The sequence below is a fragment of the Streptomyces sp. NPDC056161 genome (assembly GCF_042268025.1).
Taxonomy (GTDB): Bacteria; Actinomycetota; Actinomycetes; order Streptomycetales; family Streptomycetaceae; genus Streptomyces.
In genome coordinates this window covers 89,185-106,386 of sequence record NZ_JBHJUV010000036.1, presented here as the reverse complement: position 1 = coordinate 106,386, position 17,202 = coordinate 89,185, and the positions used below count along the sequence as shown (strand labels likewise).

The following is a 17,202-nucleotide window of genomic DNA, read 5'->3' as shown; positions in this document are numbered from 1 at the left end:
GCCCCGAACCGGGCGCGCCCCCCGCGAACCGGCCGGGCGGGCGGGGGGGCGGGGGGGGTGCGCGCCGCGGCCGACCGGACGCCCGCAGCAGCCGCGTGAGCGGATCCGCCGCGGTGGTGAACAGGCACAGCGGGGATGCGGCGGGAAGAGGCGCGGTGCGGACGGGGCAGCGCCCGACGGGCTGTTCCCCGGCGTCCCCGTCGCCCGATCCGGGTCAGCGCGGGGCCATGCGGAGGGCTCCGTCCATGCGGATGGTCTCGCCGTTGAGGTAGTCGTGCTCGATGATGGCCAGGGCGAGCTGCGCGTATTCGTCAGGGCGGCCCAGACGCCGGGGGAAGGGGACGCCGGCGGCGAGCCCGGCGCGGAACTCCTCGGAGATGGTCGCGAGCATCGGGGTCTCCACGATGCCGGGCGCGATGGTGCACACCCGGATGCCGTACTGGGCGAGATCACGGGCGGCGGGCAGGGTGAGGCCGACGATGCCGCCCTTGGACGAGGCGTAGGCGGCCTGCCCGATCTGGCCCTCGTACGCGGCGACCGAGGCGGTGTTGACGATCACCCCGCGCTGGCCGTGCTCGTCGGCCTCGGTCTGCGCGATGGCCTCACCGGCCAGCGCGAGCACATTGAACGTGCCGATGAGATTGACCTGTACGACCCTGGCGTAGAGGTCCAGGTCGTGCACGCCCTTCTTGCCGAGGATCCGCATCGAGGGCCCGATACCGGCGCAGTTCACGACGGTGCGCAGTGGTGCGTCGCCGGCGGCGGCCGTCGTGACGGCCGCCCGCACCGCGGCGCCGTCGGTGATGTCGGTCGCGATGTAGGTGACGCCCTCGACGTCCGCGGCGCGCTCGATGCCGGCCGCGAGATCCAGCGCGAAGACCCGGGCGCCCTGCTTCGCGAGGGCTGCCGCGGTCGCCGCGCCGAGGCCGGAGGCTCCACCGGTGACGATCGCGGCGGTGTGGTCGATACGCATCAGTTCTCCTGGTTCCGCACCCTGAGGGCGCCGCGGTCGTCCTTCTTCAGCGCACGGCTGATGATCAGGCGCTGGATCTGGTTGGTGCCTTCAAAGATCTGCATGACCTTGGCCTCGCGCATGTAGCGCTCGACCGGGAAGTCACGGGTGTACCCGTAGCCGCCGAGCACCTGGACCGCGTCGGTGGTGACCTTCATGGCGTTGTCGGTGGCCACCAGCTTGGCGACGGACGCCTCACAGCCGAACGGGAGCCCCTGGTCCTTCAGCCGCGCGGCGGCGAGCACGGTGGCGCGGGCGGACTGGACCGCCGCGGCCATGTCCGCGAGGACGAAGGCCAGGCCCTGGTGGTCGATGATGGGCCGGCCGAAGGTCTCCCGTTCCTGCGCGTAGCGCACGGCGTGGTCCAGCGCACCCTGGGCGAGTCCGACGGCCACCGCCGCGATGCCGAGCCGTCCGCAGTCCAGCGCGGCCAGGGCGATCTTGAGCCCTTGGCCTTCCTCGCCCAGCCTGCGGTTCACCGGGACGCGTACCTCCTCCAGGCGGACGGTGGCGGTGGCGGAACCGGTCAGGCCCATCTTCCGCTCGGGAGGGTCGGCGACCACTCCGGGGGTGTCGGCCGGTACGAGGAAGCACGAGATGCCGTGCGAGCGGTCGTCGGACGTGCGCGCCATGACCGTGTAGAAGTCCGCGTACCCGCCGTGCGTGGTCCACGCCTTGGCGCCGTTGAGCACGTAGTGGTCGCCGTCCCGGACGGCCCGCGTGCGCATCGCCCCGGGGTCGGAACCGGCGTGCGCCTCGGACAGGCAGTAGGCGCCGAGCAGGTTGCCGCCGAGCATGTCGGGGAGCCACTCCTTCTTCTGCTCCTCGGTACCGAAGGCGGCGAGCCCGAAGCAGGACAGCGCGTGGACCGAGACACCGACCGCGACGCTGGACCACACGGCCGCGATCTCTTCGAGAACCTGCAAATAGGTCTCGTACGGCTGGTCACCGCCGCCGTGTTCCCCGGCGTAGGGCAGGCTCAGCAGCCCGGCACGGCCGAGGGTGCGGAAAACCTCGCGGGGAAACCGCTCCTCGGCTTCTGCCTCGCCGACGCGGGGCGCGAGCTCCTTCTCGGCGAGCTCGCGGGTCAGGTCGATCAGGTCGACGGCTTCCGCTGAGGGAAGCGTTCGGGTAGCGGGCATGTGAACCCCTCGGTCCTGACACTGGGGAATTTTGATACGCCAAGCGATACAACAGTATCGTCTGAGGTACGGTAATGCCATGCCTCCCAGGGATGGATCTGCTGGTCCGCTGGCCGGCCTGCGCGTTCTTGAGCTGGCCGGACTCGGACCCGCTCCGCACGCGGCGATGGTGCTGGCCGATCTCGGGGCCGACGTGGTCCGCGTCGAGCGGCCCGCCGGGCGCGCGCTCCAGCTCGGCCCGGCCGGCGCGACCGACATAGTGCTGCGTGGCCGCCGGTCGGTCTTCGCGGATCTCAAACAGCCCGAGGGCCGAGCCCTCGTACTTGCCCTCGCGGCCCGCGCGGACGTCCTCGTCGAGGGGCTGCGGCCAGGCGTCGCCGAGCGGCTGGGGATCGGCCCCGACAAGTGCGGCAGACGGAATCCGGGACTCGTGTACGCCCGGATCACCGGCTGGGGCCAGGACGGCCCGCTCGCCCAGGACCCCGGACACGATCTGAACTACCTCGGCCTCACCGGCGTACTCCACGCGATGGGCCGCGCCGACGACTCGCCGCCCCCACCGCTCAACGTGGTCGGGGACTTCGGGGGCGGCTCCATGCTCCTGGTCGTGGGCGTCCTCGCGGCCCTCTGGGAGCGGTCACGCTCCGGAGTGGGGCAGGTCGTCGACGCCGCGATGGTCGACGGGATCGCCTTGCTCGCCCAGATGGCGCTCGCCCTGCGCGGCATGGGGGAGTGGACGGACGAGCGCGGCTCCAACCTTCTCGACGGAGCGGCTCCCTTCTACGACACCTATGTGTGCGCCGACGGCAAGTACGTCGCCGTCGCGGCGCTCGAACCGCATTTCTTCGCGGCCCTGCTCGACGGACTGGGCGTCGACCCCGCACAGGTACCCGCGCAGGGCGACCGCAGTGGCTGGCCGACGCTGCGGGCACGGTTCACGGAGCTGTTCGCCTCCCGTACGCGTGACGCGTGGGCTGTGCACTTCGCCGGGACGGACGCCTGTGTGACCCCCGTGCTCACCTTCGCCGAGGCGGGCGCGCATCCGCATCTGGTGGCCCGCCGGACCCTGGTCGAGGCCGGCGGCGTGCTCCAGGCGGCACCGGCCCCGCGCTTCTCCCGCACCCCCGGCGGACGGCCGTCCGCCCCGGGCGTGCCGGGCGCGGACACCGAGGAGGTGCTGGGCGACTGGGGCGTCGACCTGTGACCGGCCGGGTCAGGGCGACACCGCGTGGACGATGAGCGACGCCAGCTCGGCGTACGCCTCCGAGTCGGACAGCCCGGTTCGGGTGGAGATCTCGCCGCGCTGGATCTCCTGCATGGTGGCGGCTACGACCTCGCCCACGAACGCCGCGTGGACGTCACGGAAGGCGCCGGCGGCGACGCCCTCGATGACGAGCTGCCTGATCCGGCCGGCGGCGATGCGCGTATTGGCCTCGTACACCTCGCGGGCCGGTTCGAAATGGGCCATGTCGTCGAGGAATTGCCTGGAGAGCGGCTTGAGCTGCTCGGCGACCGCGTTCAGATAGACCACCACTCGGTCCGACGGCTCCGAGGCGTCCGCCACCTGCTTCTCGATGGCCTCGGTGGCTTTCCGGAAGTAGTGCTTGACCGCCTCCCGGACCAATTCCGGTCGGCTGCCCGCCAGCTGGTACAACGTTGTCTTCGAGCACCGCAGTCGCTCGGTCAGCTCGTCGAGGGTGAACGCGGCGAAACCCTCGGCCGTCAACAGTGCGACCAGCCGCTCCAGCAGATCGGTCTGGCGCGCGGTACGACGTGTCGATGGCATGATCTCAGCGTAGCTTCTCCCCTTCGCGGGGTGTGACCACCATGAAGATGACTAAGGCAAGTATGCCATAGTTAACTTAGGTGGATTCCATCGCAATAATGGGCCGGGGCCCATTGGGCAGGGCTCGCGGCGGAACATCCCGGAGATGGGGCAACACGTACCGGACACTCAGCGAAACGATCAGCGAACTCCCGTAGGGCGTCGGCGGCTGCCGAAGATGGCCGAGGTCGTCGCCTCGGAGCTGCGGCAGAAGATCCTCAGCGGTGAGCTGCAGCCGGGTGACTCGTTGTCGTCCGAGTCCTCGCTGGTCGAGGAGTACGACGTCTCGCGGCCGACGTTGCGCGAGGCGTTGCGCCTGCTGGAGGCCCAGCAGCTCATCACGGTGCGGCGCGGCTCGCACCGCGGGCCGGTCGTGAGCCACCCGGACACCTCGGTGACGGCGCGCAGTTTCAGCATGCTGTTGCAGCTGCGCGAGGGCACGCTCGCCGACATCTACGCGTTTCGGATGATCTTCGAACCGGTGGCGGTACGGATGGCCGCCGAGACGGCGACCGACGACGACTTCGCCCGGCTGCGGGAACTGCTCGACGAGGAGAACGCGGTGCGCGGCGACGCCGGCAAGTTCCCCGACGTCGCCTGGCGCTTCCACACCACGCTGGTCGGGCTCTCCGGCAATGTCACCATGACGGTGATCGCAAAGACCCTTGAGCACATTTCGAAACGGCACGCGCAGGCGGCGTTGTTGCGCTGGGCCGACGGGGACCGGCAGCGGGACAGCGCCTTCCGCGCGCACAAGAAGCTGGTCGGCCTGCTGGAGAAGCGGTCGGGTGCGGAGGCCGAGCGGTTCTGGGCCGAGCACATGGCCGACGTCGGCAAGAAACTGCTCTCCAGCAGCGACGAACTCTCCATCGTCGAACTGATGGAGTGAGCCGGTGTGGTGCCGCCGTCCGCAGCGGCACCACCGATCGGCCACCGATCCGCACGGGCCCACCGCCGCATTCCTGGGGCGGTGGGCCGCTCCGTCACGTAGCACCCTCCCGGGCGAGCGGCCGGACCAGCCCCTCCTGCACGATGCTGGCGACGAGCGTGCCGCCCCGGTCGTAGAACCGGCCCTGGCACAGCGCACGCGCTCGGCCGGGAACATCCCCGCGACGACATCATGACCGGGAACCTGGGGGTGCGTGCGGGGCGCAGGGTCGTCCTCAACCTGCTGGCCGCCGGCCGTGACCCGGCCCGCTTCGACAGGCCGGACGCAGGTGCGCGACCCGCAGGTCGCCGTTGTCGCCGCCGGAGGCGGCCCCGTCGGCGGCTGCATGCTGCTCACCAGGGGCGGCTGAGACCCCAGAACGCCCTGGGCGCAGTCCTGGAACCCACCGACATCGCGGAGGCGGCGGTCTTCCTGTGCCAGGAGACCAGCCGTCACATCACCGGCCAGACGATTCACGTCAACGGCGGCGCCTTCATGTGAGACCGAGCCCGACTCGACCTTTCTCCCGCGGGAACATCAAATACGACATACATACGAAGGGTGAAACTGTGTGACTCGCCTGCTGCGCCGGATCCGGTGCTGCCACCCTGCTGGGGTAACCGGCCACCGGGGAGCCGAGGCGACGGCGGTGACGTCGAGCAGTGGGTGGCCCGTGAACGGCGGCGGGCGGGCCGTCGGGGCAGGACTCGTGCGAGCGGGCAAGGCGTCCAACGTGTGCTGAGGGAGCGGACTTGTCAGTTGAGCAGGCCACCGGCGGTGCCGCAGCGTCCCCTGCTCCTCGTTGCCGGGACGGCGGGGGTCCACGCGGAGTGCCACGTCACGTCGCCTGCGTGATGGACGGCAACGGCCGTTGGGCGGCGCAGCGGTCGCTGCCCCGGAGCGCGGGGCACCGCGCCGCGGAGACAACGGTGATCGACGTCATGGAGGCGGCGAGGACCGCGGGGGTCGAATGGCTGAGCCTGTACGCGTTCTCCACCGAGAACTGGCGTCGGCCGAGCGACGAGGTCGACTTTCTGATGCAGTTGGTGCGCCGTGTCGTGCGCAAGCACGCCCCGCTCCTGCACGCCCGTGGGATTCGATGCCGCTTCCTCGGTGTGACGGACCCACGGATTCCATCGGAACTGGCCCGGGACTTCGCCGACCTGATGACGGTGACTGGCGGCAACCGGGGCATGACGTTGACGGTCGCGTTCGATCACGGCGGGCGCCGGGACATCGTCGAGGCCGCGCGATCACTGATCCGCAGTGGAGTACCGGCCGACGCGGTGACGGAGCAGAGCTTCGCGGCTCACCTGCCCTTTGCTGACACCCCCGATGTGGACCTGGTCATCCGTACCTCGGGTGAACAGCGCATCTCCAACTTCATGCTCTGGCAGGTCGCCTACGCCGAGTGGGTCTTCCCACCGGTGCTGTGGCCGGACTTCCGCGCGCCGCACTTCATCGAGTGCCTGCACGCCTATCAGCAACGCGATCGCCGCTTCGGCGGCGTGCAGCCCGACCGGAACGGAGAATCCCGATCTTGACCCACGCAGACGGCGGCCACCCGAGCAGCGGCGGAGCCAGTACCGCCGATCGTGACGGCGGTTCCGAACAGCCCGACGCCGCAGGCGGGCCGAGGCCCCTGTTCGGCCCCGGCTCGCAGTTCGACGAGTTCTTCGACGACCCGCGCTGGGCGCTGGCGATGGTCCGGGCGACCGTACTGGAGGCGGCCCACCCACAGATCGGCGCGGCACTGATCGAGAACTCCACCTTCGTCGCCCATCCCTGGCGGCGGCTGCGCAACACCTTCATGAGCATGCAGCGCATGTTCGGCGCCGACGACCAGGTACGGCTCAAGGAGGCGGGACGGCTCAACCGCCTGCACGCCCGGTTGAACGGGACCGACGCGCAGCACCGGCCGTACGATGCCATGGACCCCGGCGCGCGGGCCTGGGTGGTCGCGACGCTGTTCGAGAGCGCCGTCACCATGTGCCGGCTCAGCGGACAGCCCCTTGAACAGAGCGTCATGGAGCGCCTGTACCTGGAATTCCAGACGTTCCTCGCGGCCATGGGAGACGAACCCGGTCACCTGCCGCACACCCTCCATGACTTCTGGCGGTACTACGACCGCGTGGTCGAGGAGGAGCTGGAGAACACGGACGCGATGCGGATCATTCTCTACAAGCTTTTCGACCACCTCCCCGTTCCTCCTCTGCTGAACGGCCTGCCCACGCTCTGGGCGACCGGCCGCGCCGTCGCCGGCCCGGTCATCGGTGCGATCACGGTGGCGTCCCTCCCGGAGTCGTTTCGCAGACGGGCCGGACTGCCGGACATGCCGGGCGCTCAGACCCTGATGCACAGCGCGTACCTGGCCGCCGGCCTGGCCCGCTTCCTCCCCGACAACTGGATCCAGGCAGAAGGCATCGCCGAACTGCTGGCCCTGTCTCCCGACAGCGACGACCCGCGCGCGCGGAAGATCACCGCTCTCCGCGACAGGATGCAGCGAGCCGGTGCCCTGCTCAGGCTCGTCACACCCCTTCCCCCGCCACCGGAACCCGCGGCAAGCACCGGTACGCGGCGCAGTGCGGAGGAGTTCTTCCAGGACGTGCTGGACCAGACCGGTGACGGTTACCTGGACTGGCCGGACCTCGCCGCCATGGCCCGCGAACTGTCCGGCCGCCTCGACCTGGACGAACCTGAGGAAACAGGTCTCTACAACGCCTTCGCCGACTGGTGGCGCGAACTCCAGGCGGAATGCGACACCGACGGCGACGGCCGGATCAGCGCCGCGGAGTACGTGGCGGCAGTTCCGTCCATGGCGGGCCCCGCACTGATCAGGCTCTCCGAGGTCCTCTTCGACGTCACCGACAAGGACGGCAACCAGCACATCGACGCGGACGAATACCGAGCGCTGTTCCGGACCGCGTTTCACCGCGACATCACCGGCGCCGACGGCACCTACACCCGCAGCGCCTTCGTACGGGACTTCCTGGCCTTCATGTCCGGCCGCGGGCGCTCGACGCCGTACGACCCCCTGCTGGCCGAAGCCTGACCACCTTCCCGGCGCGGTGCCACCGCCACATACAAGACCACGTCCATGACGGCCACGCCGCGCGTCACGCTCGGCGCGCAGGCCGTCGCCCTTGGGCGTCAACTCGCGCCGAACGGAAGTCCTCACTCGTTCCGGTGAGGATGAGGGCGCGAGCAGCCTCGTTCTCCCGCGCAGGACCGGGATTCCGTCCGTTCACCCCACGGCTTGTCCACTGAATTGTGAACTGGAAGATCCAATACTCTCCATCGAAACAGCAAGGACAACCACACACGCTTGGGGAGCCGATGGATCGGACGGGGAATTCGGAGAAGACACTGCGCGGCAAGGTCGCCCTGGTGACGGGTGGATCGCGGGGGATCGGGGCGGCCATTGTGCGGGCACTGGCCGCCGAGGGCGCCAGGGTCGCCTTCTCGTACGCCGCCTCCAAGGAGAAGGCACTGTCCGTCGTCAAGGACGTGGAGAACGCGGGCGGTTACGCCGTCGCCCACGAGGCCGACCAGAGCGAGCCGGCCCGCGTCGTCGCCCTCATCGACTCGGTGGCGCGGGCACACGGTGGCCTGGACATCCTCGTCAACAACGCGGCGGTGTCGATCAACGGCTCGATCGACGACGCCGAGCGTGACGATGTGTCCTTCGAGCGGCAGGTCACCGTCAACATGAACGCCGTCTTCGCCGCGACCCGGGCCGCTGTACGGGTGCTCGGCGACGGGGGCCGCATCATCACCGTCGGCTCCACGCTGGCGAGCCGCGCGGGCTTCCTGGGGGTGGCCGACTACGCGGCGACCAAGGCGGCCGTGGTCGGCTACAGCAAGGGGGCCGCGCGTGACCTGGCGCCCCGGGGCATCACCGTCAATGTCGTCCAGGCCGGCGCCGTGGCGACCGACATGAATCCGCCGACCGGGCCCTTCGCGGACGCCCAGCGGGCGGCCAACGCACTCGGCCGCTACGGCCGTCCGGAGGAGATCGCGGCCGGTGTGCTCTTCTTCGCCAGCCCCGCCGCCTCCTTCGTCACCGGTGAGGTCCTCAACATCGACGGCGGCTATCTGGCCTGACGCGGCGGGGACACGGATCCCACCTCGACCGTCACCGCCGATTCCGGGCGGACCGGCGCCATGACGCCGAGTAGGACGCATGACGCACGACGCCCGGCCGGGAACAGGCGGTTCCCGGCCGGGCGTCGTGCGTTTCCGGTGTCCCTTCAGCCGAGCGTGAGCACCGCCTTGCCGCGGATGCGGCGGTCCAGCAGTGCCATCGCCGCGTCGCCTGCCGTCTTCCAGTCACCGACGAGGTCCACGCTCGCCCGTAGTCTGCCCTCGGCGAGCAGACCCACGAGGTACGCGAGGTCGGCGGCGGAGTCACCGGCGTCCTGGTAGCCGATCAGGGTGAGGCGCCGAGGCAGGAGGTGGGAGGGGCGCAGTGTCGTCGGGGCACCGGAGGCGGACCCGATCGAGACCACCACCCCGCCACGTGCCATGTGGTCGAGCAGCTCGGCCAGTTGCGGCCCGGCCACGTTGTCCAGGACGACGTCCAACGGGGCGTCGATCTGGTCCGCTCCGGTGATGACATGGTCCGCCCCCAGCTCCCGTAGACCCTCGCCGCGGGCGGCGTGGCCCACCAGTGCGTAGACCTCCGCCCCGGCGAGGTGTGCGAGCTGGACCGCGAACCGTCCCACGCCCCCCGACGCCCCGGAGATGGCGACCCGCCGGCCGGGCAGGACCTGCGCCACGCGCAGGGCACGCAGCGCGGTGATGCCGGCGACGGGCAGGGTGGCGGCGTCGACGAACGACACCTCCTTGGGCAGCACGGCGAGTTCTCCGACGGGTACCGCCCGCAACTCCGCCCAGCCGCTGCCCCAGCCCCAGGTGACGACGCGGTCACCCGGCCTCGGTCCCGGGCCGCTGCTCGCGGCCCGTTCGACGGTCCCCGCCGCGTCCCAGCCGGGCACGGTCCCGGCCGGGACGTCGTCGGAGCGGGGGAGTTCTCCGTAGTTCAGCGAGATGGCGGAGATCCTGACCAGGACATCGTCAGGACCTGGGACGGGGTCGGGCACGGTGGCCAGCGCGAGCCGTCCGGGCTCCTCGTGGTCGACGACCAGGGCACGCATGGTGGTTGCCTCCAGTGGTACGGGTTGCCAGGTTCCTCGGATGCCTCAGGCGCGTTCCATCTGGTGCTCCGGGGCGGGCAGCGCGGTCTCGGTGGGTTTGTCGGCACGGCGCAGCTGCCCCAGGTCGGGGATCAGGGCCACCAGCGCGAGGACGGCGAGGATCGCACCCAGCCAGAGGGGCGCGGTGAGCCCGTAGTGGTTGATGCCGATGCCGCCGATCCAGGAACCGATGACCACGCCGAGGGTGATGAAGGAGGAGTGGATGGTGTTGACCAGTGGCCGGGCGTTGGCGATGCGCTGGACCCTGCTGATCATGGCGGGGTTCATGGTGACGCCGACGAAGCCGATGCCCAGCATGGCGAGGACCGCCGGGATCTTGATCTCGGCCAGGGTCGCGAAGGCCACCAGGAAGACGGTGTTGAGGGTCAGACCGGTGACGAGGACGCGGATGGTGTGCGCGTCGGCCAGCCGGGCGACGACCCCGTTCCCGATGACCGTCGCCGCGCCGTAGGCGAGCAGCAGGAGCGGGACGATGCCACGGGAGAATCCGGTGACCTCCGTGAAGATCGGTGTGAAGTAGGAGAAGGCGGCGAAGGTGGCACCGATGATGAGCGTGGAGGTGCACAGCACGAGCCAGAGCCTCGGCGCTCGGAACACCTGGACCTCTTCGCGGAAGTCCCCGGAGTCCGCCGAGTGCTCCAGCGGAGGCAGGACGATCATGGTGGCGACGGCGGCGAGCACGGTGATGACGCCGACGGCGACGAACCCGGCACGCCAGCCCCACTGTTCCCCCACGAGTGTGGAGATGGGCAGGCCGAGCAGGGTGCCGACCATGAGTCCCTGCATGGCGAGTCCGATGGCGCGGCCTCGGATCTCGGGCTTGGTGATCTGCGCGACCACGGAGAGCGAGACGCCGAAGAAGGCCGAGGACGCCGTGCCGGTGATGACCCGGGCCACCGCCATCAGCCAGTAGGTGGTGGAGATCCCGGCCAGGACGTTGCCCGCGAGGAAGACGACGAACAGCACGAGCAGGGCGCGCTTCGGACGTAACTTCAGGACCGCCACGGCGGCGAACGGGCCTCCGACGGCCATGGCCACGGCGAAGGCCGTGATGAGGTAGCCGACTTGGGGGATCGAGACGTTCAGGTCGTCCGAGATCTGCGGCATGAGACCACCGACGAGGAACTCGCTGGTGACCATGGCGAAGATTCCGAGGGCCATGAGATAGACGGACTTCGGCATGAGATGTGGTCTCTCCCGATGTTTTGTATTGCGCATTCCAAAATTGGCCATGCGTGAGCGCCGGGGTGGCGGCGGAAGGGGTCAGGTGGTCAGCGCGTCCAGGCTGGTGGTGGCGATGTCGTCGAGTATCTGCCGGTCGACGCCGGACTGGGCGGCGACGCGCATTCCGTAGATCACGGACACCAGATACCAGGCCAGGCTCTGCGCGTCCCGGGGTGAGGTGATGGATCCGTCCAGTCTTCCGCTCTTGATGACGGACCGGAGCGAGAACAGCCGCCGCTCCAGGTCGGTGTCGATGATCTTCGCGACGAGCGGGTCCTTCGAGGCCAGACTGGTGATGGTGTTCACCGTGAAGCAACCGGATCCGTGCCCCTTCCGGCGGCTCTCCATCTCCCCGTCGATGACGACCGCGAGGAGCCCCCGGACGCGCTCCAGGGCGTTCGGACCGTCTTCGCCGAGCACGGCGATCTGACGGGCGGTCATCATGTGGACGTAGTAGTCGAGAGACCTGCGGAAGAGGTGCGATTTCGACTTGAACGTGTTGTAGACGCTGCTGCGACCGAGTCCCGTGGCCTCACAGAGGTCCTCGGTGGTCGCGCCCTCGTAGCCCTTGGCCCAGAAGACGCGACACGCAGCTTCCACTGCCTGATCCTCGTCGAACAATCGCGGTCGGCCCATGACTCCACCATACAGCTTATGGAACACTCAGAACAATACGAGAACGGGGCCGGTCAGGGCAGCTCGGCGGCGGTGCGCGGGCGTCCGCAGCGCTGCCCGCGCCAGCGGCGGCACTTCACGAACCGCCACCCGTCGGCGTCCTCGGCGCGGTCTGCGGGTCCCAGATCTCGGCCTGCCATCCCTCTTCCGAGAGGCCGGCGATCACGCGCCGGGCCGGGGCCAGAGGCACGGCGAACAGCACGGCCAGCGTCCCCTGCCGCAGCGAGTGGACCGGTGTCAGGTCATCGGCCGTGATGCCGGACTCGGCGAGCGCGGCGAGCAGCCGGGCCAGTTCCCCCGGCCGCCGTCCCACACTGACCCGCAGCTGTACGTGCGGTCCCGGCCGCGTCGTGCGCGTTCCGATCCGGTCGAGGCCCGCCACCCCCTGCTCCAACACCCCCACCAGGGTCTTGGCCGACTCCTCCGCGTCCGTCGGACCCACCGCGGCCAACTCGTCGAGCGCGGCCAGGACCCGGGTGAGGTCACCGGTCAGCTCCCGCAGGACCGCCGCCACACCGAGGGCGTTGGCCCGGAGGATGTCGGCCCACAGACGTGGGTCGCCGGCCGCGACGCGGGTCACGTCTCGCAGGCCCTGCCCCGCCAGGCGAAGCGCGTCGTGCGAACCGCCCTGGAGGCGGGCCGCCGTCAGGGAGGCGACCAGATGGGGCACGTGGGAGGTGAGGGCGACGGCGGCGTCATGCTCCTGACTCCCCATCAGTACCGGGATCGCCCCGCACATCGAGACGAGTTCGAGTACGCGGTTGAGGACCGGCGTGGGTGTCTCGGGGGACGGGGCGAGCACCCAGGGGCGCCCCTCGAAGAGGTCGGCGCGGGACGCCAGCGGTCCGGACCGCTCCCGGCCGGCCAGCGGATGGCCACCGATGAAGTCGCCCGGTCCTTCCCCGGCCCGCGTCACCGCCCCTTTCACGCTCGCCACGTCGGTGTACACCTCGGCCAGCTGCCGTGCGCGCTGTTCGGCGAGGACGGTCACGACCGCGCTGGGCGGGACCGCGAGCACCGCCAGGTCGACGGGTTCCCGGGGCGGGCCGAGCACCCCCGCGCCGAGCGCCACCGCCGTGGCGGCGTTCGCCTCGTCGGCGTCCAGCAGGTGGACCGCCACGCCCCCGCGCCGCGCCGCCAGCGCCACGGACGTGCCGATCAGCCCTGCCCCGACTACTGCCATCGTGCGGATCACGGGGTCGTCCCCTTCGTTCGACTCGGGTTGTCTCAGGTGTGGGCGGTGGCCATGGGAAGTGGGCGCCACGGCACCGGCCGCGGGCGATCTCCGCGGCCGGGGAGTCGACGCCGCCCGACTGAAGCAGGGGTGTGGGTCGCGGGTCGGCTCGAAGGGCGGAGGGCGAGCGGGCGGCGGTGGCGCGGGTACGCCCCGTCGGCTCGGTGCGGGCATGTGGCGACGGGGGCCGCGATCCTGTGCGGGGCGGTCGAGCGGGGCGGAGTCCGGGTCGGGCGGGCGTGGGGAAGACCGAGGCCGTGGGCGGGGGAGAACACGATGCACCCCCGCGCGAGGCGGGGCCCCGGCCCGCCCGTGCCACGAGGGAGGGCCGGCCGGGGCCGTTCGGGCGCGGGCGCGTCAGGCGTTGACACCGCCGTCGATGCCGATGCGGGTGCCGGTGGTGAACGCGGCCTCCGGGGAGGCGAGATACGCCACCGCCGCCGCGATCTCCTGCGGCTTGGCGAATCGGCCCAGAGGGGAGAGCCCCTTCTGGTACGCGGAGGCCGGGCCGTCCTCAGGGTTCATGTCGGTGTCCGTGGAGCCGGGTGCGACCTCGTTCACCGTGATGCCACGCGGCCCGAGGTCGTGGGAGAGCCCCTTGGTCAGCCCGGTGATCGCGGCCTTGCTCGCGGCGTAGGTGGCGAAGCCCGCGGCCGGGACGTGCTCGCCGAGGCAGGAGCCGATGTTGATGATCCGGCCGCCCTCCGGGAGGTGCCGGGCCGCGGCACGGGCCGCCAGGATCGATCCCCGGGTGTTCACGTCGAGAATCCAGTCGATGGTCTCCACCGGGGTGTCCACGATGTTCGGCAGGGCCATGTCGTTGACACCGGCGTTGTTGACCAGGATGTCCAGCCGGCCCAGCTCCCGCACCGCCTGCTCCACCGACGCGGTGACGGCGTCCGCGTCGGCGGCGTCGGCCTGGATGCCGAGCGCGCGTCGGCCGGTGCTCTCGGTGATGCGCTCGACGGTGGCCTGGGCAGCGTCCTTGTTCCCCTGGTAGGTGATGGCGACATCGGCGCCCTCCTCGGCGAGGCGCTGCGCGATGGCCGCGCCGATTCCCCTGCTGCCGCCGGTGACCAGGGCCGCTTTCCCGTTCAGCTTTCCACTCATGATGTCGTCAGCCTCTTTTCTGTGATTCCGGGGTGTTCATGACTGGAATGAGCCGTACTTCTCCGCGACCCGGGCGGCCTCGGGGTTGTCGGCGGGATCGAAGGGCGGGATGCTCTCGCCGCTGACCGCCCGCTGTCCGGCCTCCAGGAAGAAGCGCTCGAACCCGCCCGGGGTGAACAGCAGCAGCTGTTTCGCGGTGTGCAGACCGGTGTTCCGGAAGCCGTGCACCGTGCCGCGCGGCACGAAGACGAAGTCCCCGGCCCGTACCCGGTAGGTCTCGCCGCCCGCATGGATCTCCAACTCGCCTTCGAGGAGGTAGAACGCCTCGTCCTCGTGCTGGTGGTCATGCGGGGGCGGCCCGCCGCCGGGCGGCACCGACGCCTCCAGGACGGCCAGCGAGCCGGCGGACCCCTCGTGACCGACCTTCACGGAGTACACGTCGCCGTTGAGCCACACGGCGGGTCCCTGGCCCGCGGGCACGTGCAGCACCTTCCGTACGACCGGGGGTTTGTCGGTGGCCTGTTGTTCTCTCAGCGACACGTGGCAGTGCTCCTTCTGTCGGGGGTGTGCTGCGGCTTCCTACGCCGCTGGGAGGGCGCGCGGCCGGGAGGCTTCACGCGGGGCCGCCGGGAGGCTTCACGCGGGGGTGAGTGCCGTGGCGGACAGGAGGGTCCTGTCACGCAGCGCGGGATGCGCCTGCGCGGGCACCTCGATGCCGTCCCGTTCGACGGTGAGCAGCCGCAGCCAGCCGTCGCGGCAGGCGACGAAGACGCCGCCCGCGAAGTGCCGTACGGTGCCGACGGGTTCCAGGGGCGTGTCCGACGGCACGGTGTCGTCCGAGGAGAGGACCGTCACGCGTTCGCCGCCGGGGGCCTCGGCGAAGGCGCCCGGACTGCGGTAGCCGGCGCGGATGTGGCAGGCCACCTTGTGCGTGGAGTGCGCGAAGTCCAGCCGGAAGTCGCTCTCGCCGGGACGGCTGAAATACGTGCGCTCCGAGGGGTCCTGCGGGATGCGCGGGAAGCGGCGCGACACCAGCTGCGGAATGAGGTCCAGCAGCATCAGGACGTTGGCGCGCTCCTGGATCGTGCGCAGTTCGCGGGCGGTCTCACGGCCGGTGAGGGGTGTCCGGTGCTGGGTGATGATGGCGCCCGTGTCGAGGCCCGGGGCCATCTCGATCGCGGTGACGGCACCGTCCCGCTCGCCGTTGCGGACCATCCAGTAGAAGGGCGCGAGGCCCGCGTAGCGGGGCAGCGCGCTGGGGTGGAAGTTGACGCACGTCACCTTCGGCGTGGCGAGCAGTTCCTCCTTGAGGATGCGCTGGAAGTTGCCCACGATCAGGTAGTCGGGTGCGAGATCCCGGACCTGCCGGACGAAGGCGGGGTCGTTGATCTTCTGGGGGCGCAGTACCGGAACGCCGAGCGCCTTGCCCCGCTGTTCCAGGTCGACCTGCTCGGCGTCGGCGACGAAGTAGTCGCACAGGCGGCCGGCGGGGCTGGTGACGACGGCGGCGAGGTCCACGAGCGGATGGCCGTGGAGCATGTCGAGGAAGGGGGCGCCGAGCTTGGAGTTGACCTCCGAGAACAGCACCACCCGTATCGGGGATGTCATGTGCGGTGGTTCCTTCCGTACGTACCGCGGGTGGCAAGGTCCCCGGGGACCTAGAAGAAGGGAGAGGTGGACCTGCCGCCGAGCAGCACGTTCCCGGTGAGCTGGAGGATGGAGCTCTGGGCCACCGCGTGCTGGTTCATGGTGTTGGCGTCGCGCAGCCAGCGGTCGAGCGGCGACCTCTTGCGGTAGACCGAGGCGCCGCCCACCAGGTCGAAGAGGCGGTGGACGATGCGGCGGGAGGTGCGGAAGGCGTGGTAGCGGGCGAGGGCCGTCTCGACGCGTTCGTCGGCGCCGCGTTCGGCGCCCTGTTCCAGCGCGGTCCACTGGCGTTCGAGCGTCGTGTACACGGCGGAGCGGGCGGCGAGCAGTTCCATCTCCAGCTCGGCGATGGTCTCCTGCACCCGGTGGTCGCGCGGCCAGGGCAGCCCCGTCTCCCGGTCGACGCGGTCCGCGGCCAGCTCGCGGACGTGGTCGAGGGCGGCGCGGGCGAGTCCGAGAGGGATGCCGGCCATCTTCCGCAGGATCGCGTCGGGCGCGTCGTGCAGCGGGCCGCTGCGTACCGGCTCGGTGAAGGAGAAGGAATGCTCGGCCGGCACGAAGAGTTGCTCGACCGCGTAGTCGATGGAGCCGGAGCCGGCGAGTCCGGTGGTGTACCAGGTGTCCAGGTGCTGGTACTTGTCCGGGGTGGCGAGCATCACCCGCCATTCGCCCTTCCCGGTCGACTCGTCGATGACCGCTTCGCCTCCTTCGTGGACGACGCAGCCGGCGGCGAGCATGTCGCAGTGGGTGGTGCCGGAACCGAACCGCCACCGCCCGGAGACCAGGTAGCCGCCGTCGACCCGCTCGGCCGTGCCCTGCGGGTAGATCCAGCCCGACTGGGCGAGGTCCAGCACGGGGTAGAGCTTGCGGGCGGCGTCCTGGTCGATGAACCCGGAGTAGATCCCGGAGTCCATGCCGATCATGGAGCACCATCCGGCGGAGACGTCCCCGTAGGAAATGGTCTCGATCAGCCGGGTCTGCTCGATGGACGTCAGCTCGGGACCGTCCCAGGCCCGGGGCATCGCGGCCCGGAACACGCCCGCGTTGCGCAGGAGTTCGACGACGTCCCCGGGCAGCCGCCGGTGCTCCTCGATCCGGGCGGAGCTCTCCCTGAGGTGGGGCTGGATCTCCTTTGCCCGTCGGATGATGTCGTCCGCGGTGTTGGGTACCGCTGTGGTGATCATGGTTG

The 17,202-nt window shown here is 70.5% G+C and carries 17 protein-coding genes; 6 read left to right on the top strand and 11 right to left on the bottom strand.

The window, feature by feature from the left end; genetic code table 11:
* Positions 1-214 precede the first annotated feature (214 nt).
* Together ACFC09_RS29580 and ACFC09_RS29575 are read right to left on the bottom strand one after the other, a co-directional pair.
* Complete coding sequence (locus ACFC09_RS29580; protein WP_376533388.1) at positions 215-973, bottom strand: SDR family NAD(P)-dependent oxidoreductase; 759 nt, start codon at positions 971-973, stop codon at positions 215-217.
* Entirely contained in the window at positions 973-2,154 is a 1,182-nt protein-coding gene (locus ACFC09_RS29575) for an acyl-CoA dehydrogenase family protein (RefSeq protein WP_376533387.1), read from the bottom strand. Before ACFC09_RS29575 ends, ACFC09_RS29580 begins: the two co-directional genes overlap by 1 nt.
* A gap of 79 nt (positions 2,155-2,233) precedes the next feature.
* Here ACFC09_RS29575 and ACFC09_RS29570 point away from each other — a divergent pair, with 79 nt between their 5' ends.
* Entirely contained in the window at positions 2,234-3,358 is a 1,125-nt protein-coding gene (locus ACFC09_RS29570; protein ID WP_376533386.1) for a CaiB/BaiF CoA transferase family protein, read from the top strand.
* A gap of 9 nt (positions 3,359-3,367) precedes the next feature.
* Here the strand turns inward: ACFC09_RS29570 and ACFC09_RS29565 are convergent, their stop codons facing one another.
* Positions 3,368-3,940: a TetR/AcrR family transcriptional regulator gene (locus ACFC09_RS29565; RefSeq protein ID WP_376533385.1), complete on the bottom strand. Its 573-nt coding sequence runs from the start codon at positions 3,938-3,940 to the stop codon at positions 3,368-3,370.
* 217 nt (positions 3,941-4,157) lie between these two features.
* On the opposite strand from ACFC09_RS29565, the gene ACFC09_RS29560 reads away from it, so the two are divergent.
* The 5 genes from ACFC09_RS29560 (at position 4,158) to ACFC09_RS29540 (ending at position 9,011) form a co-directional block, all read left to right on the top strand.
* A complete protein-coding gene (locus ACFC09_RS29560; RefSeq protein WP_376533384.1) occupies positions 4,158-4,868 on the top strand; it encodes a FadR/GntR family transcriptional regulator in 711 nt (236 codons plus the stop codon).
* Between the two features lie 231 nt (positions 4,869-5,099).
* Entirely contained in the window at positions 5,100-5,408 is a 309-nt protein-coding gene (locus ACFC09_RS29555) for an SDR family oxidoreductase (RefSeq protein ID WP_376533383.1), read from the top strand.
* A 329-nt stretch (positions 5,409-5,737) separates the two neighbouring features.
* Complete coding sequence (gene uppS, locus ACFC09_RS29550) at positions 5,738-6,451, top strand: polyprenyl diphosphate synthase (protein ID WP_376533382.1); 714 nt, start codon at positions 5,738-5,740, stop codon at positions 6,449-6,451.
* 98 nt (positions 6,452-6,549) lie between these two features.
* Positions 6,550-7,959, top strand: coding sequence for an oxygenase MpaB family protein (locus tag ACFC09_RS29545; RefSeq protein ID WP_376533391.1), 1,410 nt, complete (start codon positions 6,550-6,552; stop codon positions 7,957-7,959).
* Positions 7,960-8,243: 284 nt separating this feature from the next.
* Entirely contained in the window at positions 8,244-9,011 is a 768-nt protein-coding gene (locus ACFC09_RS29540) for an SDR family NAD(P)-dependent oxidoreductase (protein ID WP_376533381.1), read from the top strand.
* A 146-nt stretch (positions 9,012-9,157) separates the two neighbouring features.
* Here ACFC09_RS29540 and ACFC09_RS29535 read toward each other — a convergent pair whose 3' ends face one another.
* The 8 genes from ACFC09_RS29535 to ACFC09_RS29500 form a co-directional block, all read right to left on the bottom strand.
* Positions 9,158-10,063, bottom strand: coding sequence for a zinc-binding dehydrogenase (locus ACFC09_RS29535; RefSeq protein WP_376533380.1), 906 nt, complete (start codon positions 10,061-10,063; stop codon positions 9,158-9,160).
* Positions 10,064-10,108: 45 nt separating this feature from the next.
* Positions 10,109-11,305, bottom strand: coding sequence for an MFS transporter (locus ACFC09_RS29530; protein ID WP_376533379.1), 1,197 nt, complete (start codon positions 11,303-11,305; stop codon positions 10,109-10,111).
* A gap of 81 nt (positions 11,306-11,386) precedes the next feature.
* Positions 11,387-11,947 carry a TetR/AcrR family transcriptional regulator gene (locus ACFC09_RS29525; protein ID WP_376533378.1) on the bottom strand — a complete coding sequence of 187 codons (561 nt, stop codon included), beginning with the start codon at positions 11,945-11,947 and terminating at the stop codon, positions 11,387-11,389.
* 151 nt (positions 11,948-12,098) lie between these two features.
* On the bottom strand, positions 12,099-13,205 hold the full coding sequence (locus ACFC09_RS29520; RefSeq protein WP_376533377.1) for a prephenate dehydrogenase: 1,107 nt from the start codon (positions 13,203-13,205) through the stop codon (positions 12,099-12,101).
* A 408-nt stretch (positions 13,206-13,613) separates the two neighbouring features.
* A complete protein-coding gene (locus tag ACFC09_RS29515; RefSeq protein ID WP_376533376.1) occupies positions 13,614-14,366 on the bottom strand; it encodes an SDR family NAD(P)-dependent oxidoreductase in 753 nt (250 codons plus the stop codon).
* A gap of 36 nt (positions 14,367-14,402) precedes the next feature.
* Positions 14,403-14,906, bottom strand: a complete 504-nt coding sequence (locus ACFC09_RS29510) for a cupin domain-containing protein (RefSeq protein ID WP_376533375.1) — start codon at positions 14,904-14,906, stop codon at positions 14,403-14,405.
* A 96-nt stretch (positions 14,907-15,002) separates the two neighbouring features.
* Positions 15,003-15,974, bottom strand: coding sequence for a methionyl-tRNA formyltransferase (locus tag ACFC09_RS29505; protein WP_376533374.1), 972 nt, complete (start codon positions 15,972-15,974; stop codon positions 15,003-15,005).
* 50 nt (positions 15,975-16,024) lie between these two features.
* Entirely contained in the window at positions 16,025-17,197 is a 1,173-nt protein-coding gene (locus ACFC09_RS29500; RefSeq protein ID WP_376533373.1) for an acyl-CoA dehydrogenase family protein, read from the bottom strand.
* Positions 17,198-17,202: the final 5 nt, after the last annotated feature.